General features: G+C 69.4%; 11 protein-coding genes. 9 read left to right on the forward strand and 2 right to left on the reverse strand.

Annotated elements, in window-relative coordinates:
• Window positions 1–155: 155 nt before the first annotated feature.
• The 4 genes from OG607_RS24435 (at window position 156) to OG607_RS24450 (ending at window position 3,714) form a co-directional block, all read left to right on the forward strand.
• Entirely contained in the window at window positions 156–785 is a 630-nt protein-coding gene (locus tag OG607_RS24435) for an MBL fold metallo-hydrolase (protein ID WP_405727267.1), read from the forward strand.
• A gap of 148 nt (window positions 786–933) precedes the next feature.
• Window positions 934–1,305 (forward strand): bifunctional 3-phenylpropionate/cinnamic acid dioxygenase ferredoxin subunit, encoded by a 372-nt coding sequence (locus OG607_RS24440; RefSeq protein ID WP_405727270.1) that lies wholly within the window; start codon window positions 934–936, stop codon window positions 1,303–1,305.
• Window positions 1,302–2,501: an NAD(P)/FAD-dependent oxidoreductase gene (locus tag OG607_RS24445; protein WP_405727273.1), complete on the forward strand. Its 1,200-nt coding sequence runs from the start codon at window positions 1,302–1,304 to the stop codon at window positions 2,499–2,501. Before OG607_RS24440 ends, OG607_RS24445 begins: the two co-directional genes overlap by 4 nt.
• A gap of 91 nt (window positions 2,502–2,592) precedes the next feature.
• The gene (locus tag OG607_RS24450) at window positions 2,593–3,714 is read left to right on the forward strand and encodes an aromatic ring-hydroxylating dioxygenase subunit alpha (protein ID WP_405727276.1); all 1,122 of its coding nucleotides are present in this window, start codon (window positions 2,593–2,595) and stop codon (window positions 3,712–3,714) included.
• Between the two features lie 32 nt (window positions 3,715–3,746).
• Here OG607_RS24450 and OG607_RS24455 read toward each other — a convergent pair whose 3' ends face one another.
• Window positions 3,747–4,493 (reverse strand): IclR family transcriptional regulator, encoded by a 747-nt coding sequence (locus tag OG607_RS24455; protein WP_405737007.1) that lies wholly within the window; start codon window positions 4,491–4,493, stop codon window positions 3,747–3,749.
• A gap of 208 nt (window positions 4,494–4,701) precedes the next feature.
• On the opposite strand from OG607_RS24455, the gene betA reads away from it, so the two are divergent.
• Together betA and OG607_RS24465 are read left to right on the forward strand one after the other, a co-directional pair.
• Window positions 4,702–6,378: a choline dehydrogenase gene (betA, locus tag OG607_RS24460; RefSeq protein WP_405727279.1), complete on the forward strand. Its 1,677-nt coding sequence runs from the start codon at window positions 4,702–4,704 to the stop codon at window positions 6,376–6,378.
• Window positions 6,375–7,196: a 5,10-methylenetetrahydrofolate reductase gene (locus OG607_RS24465; protein WP_405727282.1), complete on the forward strand. Its 822-nt coding sequence runs from the start codon at window positions 6,375–6,377 to the stop codon at window positions 7,194–7,196. Before betA ends, OG607_RS24465 begins: the two co-directional genes overlap by 4 nt.
• A gap of 53 nt (window positions 7,197–7,249) precedes the next feature.
• Here OG607_RS24465 and purU read toward each other — a convergent pair whose 3' ends face one another.
• Window positions 7,250–8,122 carry a formyltetrahydrofolate deformylase gene (purU, locus tag OG607_RS24470; RefSeq protein WP_405727285.1) on the reverse strand — a complete coding sequence of 291 codons (873 nt, stop codon included), beginning with the start codon at window positions 8,120–8,122 and terminating at the stop codon, window positions 7,250–7,252.
• 191 nt (window positions 8,123–8,313) lie between these two features.
• Between purU and OG607_RS24475 the strand changes: the two genes are divergently transcribed.
• The 3 genes from OG607_RS24475 (at window position 8,314) to OG607_RS24485 (ending at window position 12,899) form a co-directional block, all read left to right on the forward strand.
• A complete protein-coding gene (locus OG607_RS24475) occupies window positions 8,314–9,786 on the forward strand; it encodes an aldehyde dehydrogenase family protein (protein ID WP_405727288.1) in 1,473 nt (490 codons plus the stop codon).
• Window positions 9,787–9,912: 126 nt separating this feature from the next.
• The gene (locus OG607_RS24480) at window positions 9,913–10,920 is read left to right on the forward strand and encodes a glycine betaine/L-proline ABC transporter ATP-binding protein (protein WP_405737009.1); all 1,008 of its coding nucleotides are present in this window, start codon (window positions 9,913–9,915) and stop codon (window positions 10,918–10,920) included.
• The gene (locus OG607_RS24485; RefSeq protein WP_405727291.1) at window positions 10,920–12,899 is read left to right on the forward strand and encodes an ABC transporter permease; all 1,980 of its coding nucleotides are present in this window, start codon (window positions 10,920–10,922) and stop codon (window positions 12,897–12,899) included. The genes OG607_RS24480 and OG607_RS24485 overlap by 1 nt, the downstream gene beginning before the upstream one ends.
• Window positions 12,900–12,901: the final 2 nt, after the last annotated feature.

The raw sequence follows: 12,901 nt of genomic DNA on the forward strand, positions 1-12,901 counted from the left end.
GGCCGTCCGCCTGAGGCGAGCGAAGCGAGGTGGGGGTACCCCCTCGCGAAGCTGAGGGGGAGGGCTGGCACAGCCCGGCCACCGGCCTGCAGGCCGCCGACGAAACAGCAACCACCCGCTGCGCGCAGGCGCGGGCGGAAGGATAGGAACCTCGCATGACTGCCCGCATCGACCACCTCGTAACAAGCGGTACCTTCTCCCTCGACGGCGGCACCTGGGACGTCGACAACAACGTCTGGATCGTCGGCGACGACACCGAGGCGATCGTGATCGACGCCGCGCATGACGCGGAGGCGATCGCGGAAGCGCTCGGTGGCCGGACGCTCCGCGCAATCGTGTGCACGCATGCGCACAACGACCACATCGACGCCGCGCCGGCCCTCGCGGCGGCGACGGGGGCGCCGATCCTGCTCCACCCGGACGACCTTCCGTTGTGGAAGCAGACGCATCCGGAGCGCTCTCCGGACGGCGAACTGGCCGACGGCCAGACGATCACCGTGGGCGGGGCGGAGCTGACCGTGCTGCACACGCCGGGCCATGCGCCGGGTGCGGTGTGCCTGTACGCGCCCGCGCTCGGGGCGGTCTTCACCGGGGACACGCTGTTCTGCGGCGGGCCGGGGGCGACCGGACGGTCGTTCTCGCACTTTCCGACGATCATCGATTCGATCCGGGAGCGGCTGCTGACGCTGCCGCCGGAGACGGCCGTCCACACCGGTCACGGCGACGGCACCAGCATCGGCGCGGAGGCGCCGGCGCTGGACGAATGGATCAAGCGCGGCCACTGACAGGCCTTGACCTCGCTGTTTCACTCGTTGACCGCCCCGCGACGCGGGGCGGTTTTCGTGTCTTGACAGGCTCACAGGCCGCCCCCAAACTATTGTTGCGCTTACCGCAATCCGTTTCGCTATACGCACCGAGACGCACTGAGGTGTCATGAAGATTCCTGTGTGCCGGCTCGCGGACCTACCGCGAGGCGAGGCCTACCGGCTCGAACTCGACCCGCCCGTCTCGGTGTTCCACACCGACGACGGAGAGGTTTTCGCCATCGACGACACGTGCACGCACCAGGACGCCTCGCTCGCGGACGGCTGGCTGGAGGGCTGCGAGGTCGAATGCCCTCTGCACGCCTCCAAGTTCGACCTGCGCACCGGTGCCGTCGACTCGCCTCCGGCCAAGCTCCCGGTCCGTACCCACCAGGTCCTGGTCGAGGACGGCATGATCTACGTCGAGCCGTCCGAGGCCGCGCCGAATCTGCCGCCCTGTGTCGGCGCCCGGCTCGCCGGTGGCGGCGGAGGTCCCGCGTGAGGACGGTGGCCGTCGTGGGCGCATCGCTCGCCGGCCTCTCAGCCGCACGCTGCCTGCGCAAGCAGGGTTTCGACGGGCGGCTGGTCCTCATCGGCGACGAGCCGCACCGGCCGTACGACCGGCCGCCGCTGTCCAAGGACTTCCTGGCAGGGACGATGGACGAATCCGCCCTCTCACTGGAGGCGGAGGGCGAGGACCTGGGCGCCGAATGGCTGCTCGGCACGCGCGCGGACGGTTTTGATCGCAATGAGCGCCTCGTGCGGCTCGCGGACGGCAGCGCCGTGCGCGCCGACGGGTTCGTCATCGCCACCGGAGCCGCCGCGCGCACGCTGCCCGGCGCGGAAGGCCTGGCCGGCGTACACACCCTGCGCACGCTGGACGACGCCCGCGCACTGCGCGACGACCTCGCCCGTGGTGGTCGCCTCGTCGTCATCGGCGGCGGGTTCATCGGCGCCGAGGTCGCCTCGACCGCGTACGCCCTCGGTCTGGACGTCACCGTCGTCGAGGTCGCGCCGACCCCGCTGGCGGGGCCGCTCGGCCAGGAGATGGGCATGGTCGTGTCCTCGCTCCACGCGGACCACGGCGTACGGCTGTTGTGCGGCGTCGGGGTGAAGGGCTTGACCGGATCCGAGCGCGTCGAGGCGGTCCTGCTGGAGGACGGCCGCAGCCTGCCCGCCGACACCGTCGTGGTCGGTGTGGGCGCGCGCCCGAACACCGAGTGGCTGCAGGGCTCCGGCATCGCGCTGGACAACGGAGTGACGTGCGGCCAGGACGGCCGCACCAGCATCGCCGGGGTCGTCGCGGTCGGTGACTGCGCCAACTGGTACGACCCCGCGGCCGGTCACCACCGCCGCGTCGAGCACTGGACCGGCGCCCTGGAGCGCCCCGCCGCCGCGGTGGCCACCCTGCTCTCCGGGGGAGCCGCCGAGCCGGGGCCCGTACGGCCGCCGTACTTCTGGTCGGACCAGTACGGGGTGAAGATCCAGTTCGCGGGCCACGCCGCCGCGGCGGACAGCGTCACCGTCGAGGAGGGCTCGGCCGATGACCGCAGCCTGCTCGCGGTCTACCGCCGTGCCGGGGAGCCGGTCGCGGTGCTGGGGCTGAACCAGCCCCGGCTGTTCATGCGCTGGCGCAAGCAGTTGGCCCAGGCCTCGGCTCAGGCCTCGGCGCTTGCTTCAGCTGCCGCCAGGTCTTGACACGGACTGCCGCACCACAGATTCTGCCTGCATGCAGTTGCGTACTGCACATAGCGTTGCTTATCGCACAACGCCCTTGAGGAGTGCCCACGTGACGACCCCGACCAGCCTGCCGGACAGCCTGATCGCCACCCTCCCCGGCTCCTATTACACGGATCCCGCGGTCTTCGCCCAGGAGCAGGAGCACATCTTCGAGACGATGTGGTTCTGCGTCGCCCGCTCCTCCGAGCTGGCGAAGCCGGGCGCCTTCCGGACCGTCGAGGTCGGCCGTGAGAGCATCCTGGTCACCCGCTCGCGCGACAACTCGATCCGGGCCTTCTTCAACGTCTGCCGGCACCGTGGCGCCAAGCTGTGCACAGAAGACGCCGGTGAGGTCAAGCGGGCCTTCCAGTGCCCCTACCACGCCTGGACCTACGACCTCAACGGCAAGCTGATCGCCGCCCCCAACCTCACCAAGATGCCCGATGTCGGCCGCACCGAGTACGGCCTGGTGAGCGTCGCCGTGCGCGAGTGGCTCGGCTATGTGTGGGTCTGCCTGGCCGAGAACCCGCCCTCCTTCGACGAGGACGTCCTCGGCGCGGTCGTCACCCGGCTGGGCGACCTGGAGTCGATCGAGCGCTACGACATCGACAACCTCGAGATCGGCAAGCGGATCGTCTACGACGTGAAGGCGAACTGGAAGCTCATCATCGAGAACTTCATGGAGTGCTACCACTGCGCCACCATCCACCCCGAGCTCACCGAGGTCCTGCCCGAGTTCGCCGACGGCTACGCCGCCCAGTACTACGTCGGCCACGGCGCCGAGTTCGGCGCGGACATCCACGGCTTCACGGTCGACGGCTCGGAGGGTGTGGACCGCATACCGGGCGTCAGCGAGGACCAGGACCGCCGCTACTACGCGATCACGATCCAGCCGCAGGTCTTCATCAACCTCGTCCCCGACCACGTCATCTTCCACCGGATGTACCCGGTCGCCGCCGACCGCACCATCGTCGAGTGCGACTGGCTCTACCTCCCGGGCGTCGTGGAGTCCGGCAAGGACGTCAGCCGCTCCGTCGAGCTCTTCGACCGCGTCAACCGCCAGGACTTCGACGCCTGCGAGCGCACCCAGCCCGGCATGAGCTCCCGCCTCTACGCCAAGGGCGGCGTCCTGGTCCCCAGCGAGCACCACATAGGCGCGTTCCACGACTGGGTCCAGGAAAAGCTGGCCTGAGCTGTCAGGGGCGCGGGGAACTGCGCGAACGACTACCCCAGGTACCCCATGCGGTGACTGATCTCCTCCGCCCCCTTCACGAGCACCGGCGCCAGCTCGTGCATCCGGTCCTCCGTGAACCGGTACGACGGCCCCGACGCGCTGACCGCCGCGACGACCTCGCCGTCCCGGGAGCGTACGGGCGCGGCCATGGCGTGCAGGCCGATCTCCAGCTCCTCCAGGGTCCACGCGTAGCCGCGCTCCCTGGCCTCGGCGAGGTTCTTCTCCAGCTTGGTCTTCGAGGCCAGGGTGTGCGGGGTGATCTTCTCCAGGCCGCCTTCCGACAGCAGCTCCGCCCGGTCCTGGGCGGGGAGGTGGGCGAGCAGGATCTTGCCGCTGGAGGTCGCGTGCAGTGGGGTGAGCTGGCCGACCCAGTTGTGCGCGGTGACCGCGCCGGGGCCGCGTACCTGGAAAAGGTTGATCGCGAAGTGCTGCTCCATGACCGCGATATTGACGGTCTCGCCGATGTCCTCGGCGAGCCGCTCGCAGACCGGACGGCCCTGCTGCGTAATGTCGATCCGTCCGGTGACCGCCCCGGCCAGGCGGACGATGCCGAAGCCCAGCCGGTATTTCCCGCGCTCGCCGGCCTGCTCCACCAGCCCGCGCGCCTCCAGGGCGCCCAGCAGCCGGAAGGCGGTCGACTTGTGGACGTCGATCTCCCCAGCCACTTCGCTGACACCGGCCTCGCCGCGCTGGGCGAGGATCTCCAGAACGCTGATCGCGCGGTCGACGGATTGCACACCGCCGGTCGCCTGCGAACCCGCCGTTTCGTTATCTGCACTGAAGTTGCTCACAGCGAAACTATACGCGCAGTAAACAACGGCCTGGGGGGAAACGAAAAGGAAACGTCAGTCGTCCAAGTTGCGTGGCGCGCAACCTAGTGCATATAGCGGTACTCGTACTAGTCTGCCTGGCATATCGACGGCGCGAGCGGGAAGCGAGAGGCCCATGGCTCCCTTGCAGTACGACTACGTCATCGTCGGCGGCGGCTCCGCAGGAAGCGCCCTGGCCAACCGGCTCTCCGCCGACCCGGCCAACCGCGTCCTTGTGCTGGAAGCCGGCCGCCCCGACCGCCTGTGGGACGTCTTCATCCAGATGCCCGCGGCCCTGACCTATCCCATCGGCAGCCGCTTCTACGACTGGAAGTACGAGTCCGAGCCCGAGCCCCACATGGGCGGCCGCAAGGTCTACCACGCCCGCGGCAAGATCCTCGGCGGCTCCAGCAGCATCAACGGCATGATCTTCCAACGCGGCAACCCCATGGACTACGAGCGCTGGGCCGCCGACCCCGGCATGGAGAAGTGGGACTACCACCACTGTCTCCCCTACTTCCAGCGCATGGAGAACTGCCTCGCGGCCGACGACAAGGACGAGTTCCGCGGCCACGAGGGCCCGCTCGTCCTGGAGCGCGGCCCCGCCGCCAACCCGCTCTTCGGCGCCTTCCTGAACTCCGTCCAGGACGCCGGCTACCCCCTCACCGACGACGTCAACGGCTACCGCCAGGAGGGCTTCGCGCCCTTCGACCGCAACGTCCACCGGGGCCGCCGCCTGTCGGCCTCCAAGGCCTACCTCCACCCGATCATGGGAAAGCGGCCCAACCTCACGGTGAAGACCCGGGCGCTGGCCACCCGCGTCCTCTTCGAGGGCAAGCGCGCGGTCGGCGTCGAGTACGAGCACGGCCTCGGCAAGAAGAAAAAGACCTACCAGGTCACCTCCGGCGAGGTCATCCTCTGCGGCGGCGCCATCAACTCCCCGCAGCTCCTCCAGCTGTCGGGCGTGGGCAACGCGCAGGAGCTGAGCGCGCTGGGCATCCCCGTCGTCCACGACCTCCCCGGCGTCGGCGAGAACATGCAGGACCACCTCGAGGTCTACGTCCAGTACGCCTGCAAGCAGCCCGTCTCCATGCAGCCGTACATGGCCAAGTGGCGCGCCCCCTTCATCGGCCTCCAGTGGCTGTTCCGCAAGGGCCCGGCGTCCACCAACCACTTCGAGGCCGGCGGCTTCGCCCGCAGCAACGAGGACGTCGACTACCCCAACCTGATGTTCCACTTCCTGCCGATCGCCGTCCGCTACGACGGCTCCTCCCCGGCGGGCGGCCACGGCTACCAGGTGCACGTCGGGCCCATGTACTCCGACGCCATCGGCTCGGTGAAGATCAAGAGCAAGGACCCGCACGAGCACCCGGCGCTGCGCTTCAATTACCTCTCCACCGAGCAGGACCGCCGCGAGTGGGTCGAGGCCATCCGCGTCGCGCGCAAGCTGCTCAACCAGCCCGCGATGGAGGAGTACAACGGCGGCGAGGTCTCCCCGGGGCCCGAGGTCGAGACGGACGAGCAGATCCTGGAATGGGTCGCCGAGGAGGGCGAGACCGCCCTCCACCCCTCCTGCACCTGCAAGATGGGCGCCGCCACCGACGAGATGGCGGTCGTCGACCCGGACTCGATGAAGGTGCACGGCGTCGAGGGCCTGCGGGTCGTGGACGCCTCCGTGATGCCGTACGTCACCAACGGCAACATCTACGCCCCCGTGATGATGATCGCCGAGAAGGCCGCCGACCTCATCCTCGGCAAGGACCCCCTCCCGCCCAACAAGGCGGAGTACTACCGGCTCCGCGACCCGAAGTGAGATCACTCCTCCAGCAGGTCCGCTACGAGGTCCTCCCCGCCAAGGCGACGGAGGACAAGGTCCTCGCCCACGTACCGCGCGACGTGGTGATCACGGTCACCGCGTCGCCGGTCAAGGGCCTCGACCCCACCCTCGACCTCACCGTCCGGCTGGCCGCCCACGGCTACCGCGTCGTCCCGCACATCCCGGCGCGGCTGATACGGGACGGAGCCCACCTGGCCGACATCGCCGACTGGCTCCGTTCCGTCGAGGTCGACGACATCTTCGTACCGGCCGGCGACGCGGACCCGCCGGCCGGCGCCTACCAGGGCGCCCTGCCGGTGCTGCGGTCGCTCGCCCGCCTGGGCGACCCCTTCACCCATGTCGGCATCACCGGCTACCCCGAGAGCCATCCCCTCATATCCGACGACGTCACCATCCAGGCCATGTGGGACAAGCGCGCCCACGCCACCTACATCGTCAGCAACCTCTGCTTCGACCCGAGGGTGCTCGGCGACTGGGTCACCCGCATCCGCCGCCGCGACGTCACCCTCCCGGTGCACGTGGGTATCGCGGGGCCCGTCGAACGTACGAAGCTGCTCGCGATGGCCACCAAGATCGGCGTCGGCGAGTCCACCAAGTTCCTCGCCAAGCACGCCTCCTGGTTCGCCCGCCTCGCCGCCCCCGGCGGCTACTCGCCCGAACTCCTCCTCAAACGCACAGCGCCCGCCCTCACCGCCCCGGGGGCGGGAGTGGCGGGCCTGCACGTCTTCACCTTCAACCAGATCGCCGAGACCGAACGCTGGCGGCGGGCACTGCTGGACCGCGTAGGCGGCTGACGCCGCCCCGGTCCCGGCTTCGGGAATCGTGTACGACCGGGAGCCGGCGGAGCTCAGCGGAAGACGACCGTGCGGTTGCCGTCCACCATGACGCGGCTCTCGCTGTGCCACTTCACCGCGTGCGCGAGCACCTGCGCCTCCACGTCCCGTCCCACCGTCACCAGCTCGTCCGGGTCCAGCGAGTGGTCGACCCGGACGACGTCCTGGTCGATGATCTGGCCCTCGTCGAGCTCGGGGGTGACGTAGTGGGCGGTGGCGCCGACGAGCTTCACGCCGCGGTCGTAGGCCTGGTTGTAGGGCCTGGCGCCCTTGAAGCTGGGCAGGAAGGAGTGGTGGATGTTGATGGCGCGGCCTTCGAGCTGCTTGCAGAGGTCGTCGGAGAGAACCTGCATGTAGCGGGCCAGGACGACCAGCTCGACATTCAGCTCGCGTACGAGCTCCAGCAGCCGGGCCTCGGCCTCGGGCTTGGTGTCGCGGGTGACCGGTACGTGGAAGAAGGGGACGCCGTAGGTGTCGGCGAGGCTCTCGAAGTCGCGGTGATTGGAGACGATCGCGGGGATGTCGATGTTGAGGGAGCCGGTGCGCTGCCGGAAGAGGAGGTCGTTCAGGCAGTGGCCGAACTTGGAGACCATGATGAGCGTCCGGGTCGGCGTGGCGGCGTCGCGCAGGGTCCAGGTGAGGCCGTAAGCCTCTGCCACCGGACCGAATCGGTAACGCAGAGTTTTCAGGTCGGCGTTTGGATCGGAAACGTCGAAGTGGACCCTCATGAAGAATCGGCCCTTGAGCCGGTCGTCGAATTGCTGGCTCTGGAGGATGTTGCCCGAGTTGCGGACGAGGAAGCCGCTCACGGCATGGACGAGGCCGGCCCGGTCGGGGCAGGAGAGCGTGAGTACGTACTCAAGGCCGGGCTGCGGTCGGGGGGACATGGGCGACCTCCGCTGGTGCGTAATGAGCAACAGGGTGAGTGATACGCAACATGGTCCGGTCGAATGGTGCCCTAGGTCAAGGTGTGAAATCGGAATGTCCCAGCCCCTTGACCTATGTCTGGCATTCGGCCATGGTGTTCCATCACAAGCAATTCGATGCGCGATGCGCAACGAAGCGAAGGGCTCCACGAGTGGCAGACCTGTATGTGGACGGCGAATGGCGCGACCCGATTGCGGGCGGCCACCGGGAAATCCGGTGCCCCGCGGACGGGACGCTGAGCGCGACCGTGTCCGAGGGGACGCGGGCGGACAGCGAGGCCGCGATCACCGCCGCGCGCAGGGCCTTCGACGAGGGAACGTGGCCCGGGACGCCCGAGCGGGAGCGCGGGGCGCTGCTGCTGCGGACCGCCGATCTGATCGAGCGCGACACCGAGGCCTTCGCGCGGGCGGAGTCGCTCGACACGGGTAAGCGGCTCGTGGAGAGCGAGTACGACATCGCGGATGTCGTCTCCTGCTTCCGCTACTACGGCGGGATCGCGGGCACCAGCGCGGGCCGGGTGATCGACACCGGCCGGGACGACGCGGTGAGCCGGGTCGTCTACGAGCCCATCGGGGTCTGCGGTCTGATCACGCCCTGGAACTACCCGCTGCTCCAGGCCTCCTGGAAGGTCGCGCCGGCGCTGGCCGCGGGCAACACGATCGTCCTCAAGCCGAGCGAGCTGACCCCCTCCACCTCGATCCTCCTGATCCGGGCGCTGGCCGAGGCCGGGCTGCCGGCCGGGGTGGCGAACCTCGTGCTCGGGACCGGGCCGGAGGTCGGGGCGGCGTTCTCGGAGCACCCCGACGTCGACATGGTGTCCTTCACCGGCGGCCTGGAGACCGGAAAGCGGATCATGGCCACGGCCGCCGCCTCCGTGAAGAAGGTGGCCCTGGAGCTGGGCGGCAAGAACCCGAACGTCGTCTTCGCCGACGCCGACTTCGAGACTGCCGTGGACATGGCTCTCACGGCCGTCTTTCTGCACTCCGGCCAGGTCTGCTCGGCCGGCGCCCGGCTCATCGTCGACGACGCGATCGCCGACGCCTTCGTGGACGAGGTCGTGCGGCGGGCGGAGCAGATCCGCCTCGGCGGGCCCTTCGATCCAGAGGCCGAGACCGGCGCGCTGATCTCCGCCGCCCACCGCGACAAGGTCGAGGCCTACGTCGCCGCAGGCATCGCCGAAGGCGCCGTACTGCGCTGCGGCGGCGCCCGGCCGCAGGACCCGGCGCTGGCCGATGGCTTCTACTACCCGCCGACGGTGCTGGACGGGTGCACGCAGAAGATGCAGGTCGTCCACGAGGAGTCCTTCGGCCCCGTACTGACCGTCGAGCGGTTCGACGGCACCGAGGACGACGCCGTACGCATCGCCAACGACACGGAGTACGGGCTCGCCGGCGCCGTATGGACGCAGGACGCGGGCAGGGCGCAGCGGGTCGCGAAGCGGCTGCGCCACGGCACCGTGTGGATCAACGACTACCACCCCTATGTGCCGCAAGCGGAATGGGGTGGATTCGGGCACTCGGGTGTGGGCAGGGAGCTGGGACCTTCCGGCCTGGACGAGTACCGCGAGCCCAAGCACATCTGGCAGAACGTCCGTCCGACGCCGCAGCGCTGGTTCCGCGGCTGACGAAGGCTCGTAGACCGTAGACCCGGAAACCCGGAAAGAGGTCCGACTGTGTCCCAAACGACCCCAACTCCCACACAGACAGCTGAGGTTGCTCAGCCACCGAAGGACGCGGCGCCGGTGATCTCCGTGCGCGGGCTGTGGAAGGTGTTCGGGCCGAAGGCAGACAAGGTGCCCGGCTCGCCAGAGCTGAGCGCGCTGTCCCGCCGGGAGCTGATGGACCAGGCCGGCTGCACGGCGGCCGTCCGGGATGTGAGCTTCGACGTCTCGCCCGGCGAGGTGTTCGTCGTCATGGGCCTGTCCGGGTCCGGCAAGTCCACCCTCGTACGATGTCTGACCCGGCTGATCGAACCGACCGCCGGCGCCGTGGTCTTCGAGGGCGAGGACATCCGCGACGCGGACCCCAAGCGCCTGCGGGACCTGCGGCGCCGCAAGTTCTCGATGGTCTTCCAGCACTTCGGGCTGCTGCCGCACCGCCGGGTCCTGGACAACGTCTCGTACGGTCTCGAAATCCGCGGCATGGGCAAGGCCGAACGCACCAAGCGGGCCATGGAGGTCGTGGAGCTGGTGGGCCTGGCCGGGTACGAGAACTCCTACCCCGACCAGCTCTCCGGCGGCATGCAGCAGCGCGTGGGCCTGGCCCGCGCCTTGGCCGGTGACCCGGATGTGCTGCTCTTCGACGAGCCGTTCTCGGCGCTGGACCCGCTGATCCGCCGGGACATGCAGAACGAGGTCATCCGCCTGCACCACGAGGTCGGCAAGACCATGGTCTTCATCACCCACGACCTGTCCGAGGCGCTCAAGCTCGGCGACCGCATCCTGATCATGCGCGACGGCAAGATGGTGCAGTGCGGGACGGGCGACGAACTGGTCGGGGCCCCGGCCGACGACTACGTACGGGAGTTCGTCAGCGAGGTGCCGCGCGCGGACGTCCTGACCCTGAAGTGGATCATGCGCCCGGCCACCCCGGAGGACGACCTCGACGGGCCCGAGCTGGGCCCGGACGTGGTGGTCCGGGAGGCGACCCGGGCGGTGCTGGCGGCGGAGAAGCCGGTCAAGGTCGTCAAGGACGGCCAGTTGCTCGGCATCGTCGGCGACGAGGAGATCCTGGCCGTCATAGCGGGCGGTGACCGCTGATGGCCGCCGTCGCGGACGCCCCCGCGAAAACCGGAGCGCTCTCGCTGCGCGCCGTGCCGCGCAAGGTGATCATCGGCGCGATCCTGGTCGCCTGGCTGGTGCTCTTCACGGTGCTGCGCGGCCGGCAGACGCTCACCCTCGCGGCCGCCGACCTGACCGGCCTGCACCGCTGGTTCAACGACCTCAACGACTCGATCGGCGCGGACCGCAACAGCAATCCGCTCTTCCTCTACTTCTTCAACGAGATCCGGCTGGTCATCGACAACCTGGTGACCTTCGTCCAGGACCTGATCTCCCAGCCCTCCGGCGGCCGCCCGGTCCCGACGATCGGCTGGCTCGGTGTCGTCGGCATCGTCGGCTATGTCTCCTGGGCCTTCGGCAACTGGCGGGTGGCCCTCCTCGCGGTGGCCGGCTTCACCTTCTTCGGGCTCCAGGGCCTGTGGCAGGAGAGCATGGACACCCTGGCGCTGACCTTGTCGGCCGTCTTCGTCTCGCTGCTCATCGGGATCCCGCTGGGCATCTGGGCCGGGCTGTCGGACCGCTTCAACAAGGTCATGACGCCCTTCCTGGACTTCATGCAGACGATGCCCACCTTCGTCTACCTGGCGCCGCTGACCCTCTTCTTCCTCATCGGCCCGGCCTCCGCCGTGATCGCCACCCTGGTCTACGCGGCTCCGCCCGCCATCCGCATCACCGCCCACGGGATCCGCTCGGTGCCCGCCACGACGGTCGAGGCGGCCGACTCCCTCGGCGCGACGCGGCGGCAGACGCTGGTGAAGGTGCTGCTGCCGATGTCCAAGCGCACGGTGGTGATGGGCATCAACCAGACGATCATGGCCGCGCTGGCCATGGTCACCATCGCGGCGCTCATCGCCGCCCCCGGGCTCGGCAAGACCGTGATGGTGGCCCTCACGTCCCTGGACGTCGGCACCGCCTTCAACGCCGGTCTGGCGATCGTCGTCATGGCCATCGTCCTGGACCGCGTCACCACGGCGGCCAGCGGGCGGGCCGAAGCGGCCAGGCGTTCGGGGAACCGTTTCGCCAAGTGGCGCAAGCCCCTGCTGGTGGCGGGCGGGGTGGCGGCGCTGGTCACCGCGTACCTCTCCCACACCTACGTATGGGCGGCCGAGTTCCCCGGCGAGGGCACCACCGGCAGCCAGATCGCGAAGGCGGCGGACAGCGTCACCACCTGGGTGCAGGACAACCTGTCCGGCGTCACCAACACGGTGCGCGACTCCGTCACCAACGGGCTGCTCAACCCCTTCCAGACCCTGCTCACCGACTCCCCGTGGTGGCTGGTCGCCGCGGTGCTCGTCTCCATCGGCGCCGTGGTCGGCGGCTGGCGGGCGGGGGTGACGGCGGTGGTCTGCGTAGGACTGCTGATCGGCACCGGGGTGTGGTCGGACGCCATGACCACGCTCGCCTCGACCGTCGTCGCGACACTGCTGGTCATGCTGGCCGGTGTCGTGGTCGGAGTCTGGATGGGCCGCAGCCCGATGGCCGACCGGTTCATCCGGCCCGGCCTGGACGCGGCACAGGTCATGCCGCCGTTCGTCTATCTCGTACCGTTCCTCGCGCTCTTCGGCCCGACACGGTTCACGGCGATCGTCGCCGCCTTCGTCTACGCCGCCCCCGTCACGATGAAGATCATCGCCGACGGCATCCGGGCGGTCCCCGAGACGACGGTCGAAGCGGCCACCGCTGCCGGGTCCAGCACCTGGCAGATCGTCACCAAGGTTCAACTGCCGATGGCACGCAGCGCCCTCACCCTTGCGACAAACCAGGGCCTGATCTACGTGCTGTCGATGGTTGTAGTGGGCGGCCTGGTCGGTGCGGGCGCCCTCGGCTACGACGTCGTAGCCGGTTTCTCGCGGGATGAGCTGTACGGCAAGGGGCTGGCTGCGGGGCTGGCGATCGTACTGCTCGGAGTCATGTTCGACCGGATCACCCAAGCAGCGGCGCGACGGACCAGGGCATAAGG

The organism is Streptomyces sp. NBC_01537, assembly GCF_045040445.1.
GTDB lineage: Bacteria > Actinomycetota > Actinomycetes > Streptomycetales > Streptomycetaceae > Actinacidiphila.

Excerpts from the sequence above, each read along its gene's own strand:
- OG607_RS24435 (WP_405727267.1), top strand. The coding sequence starts at position 156 with ATGACTGCCCGCATCGACCACCTCGTAACAAGCGGTACCTTCTCCCTC.
- OG607_RS24440 (WP_405727270.1), top strand. The coding sequence starts at position 934 with ATGAAGATTCCTGTGTGCCGGCTCGCGGACCTACCGCGAGGCGAGGCC.
- betA (WP_405727279.1), top strand. The coding sequence starts at position 4,702 with ATGGCTCCCTTGCAGTACGACTACGTCATCGTCGGCGGCGGCTCCGCA.
- purU (WP_405727285.1), bottom strand. The coding sequence starts at position 8,122 with ATGTCCCCCCGACCGCAGCCCGGCCTTGAGTACGTACTCACGCTCTCC.
- OG607_RS24485 (WP_405727291.1), top strand. The coding sequence starts at position 10,920 with ATGGCCGCCGTCGCGGACGCCCCCGCGAAAACCGGAGCGCTCTCGCTG.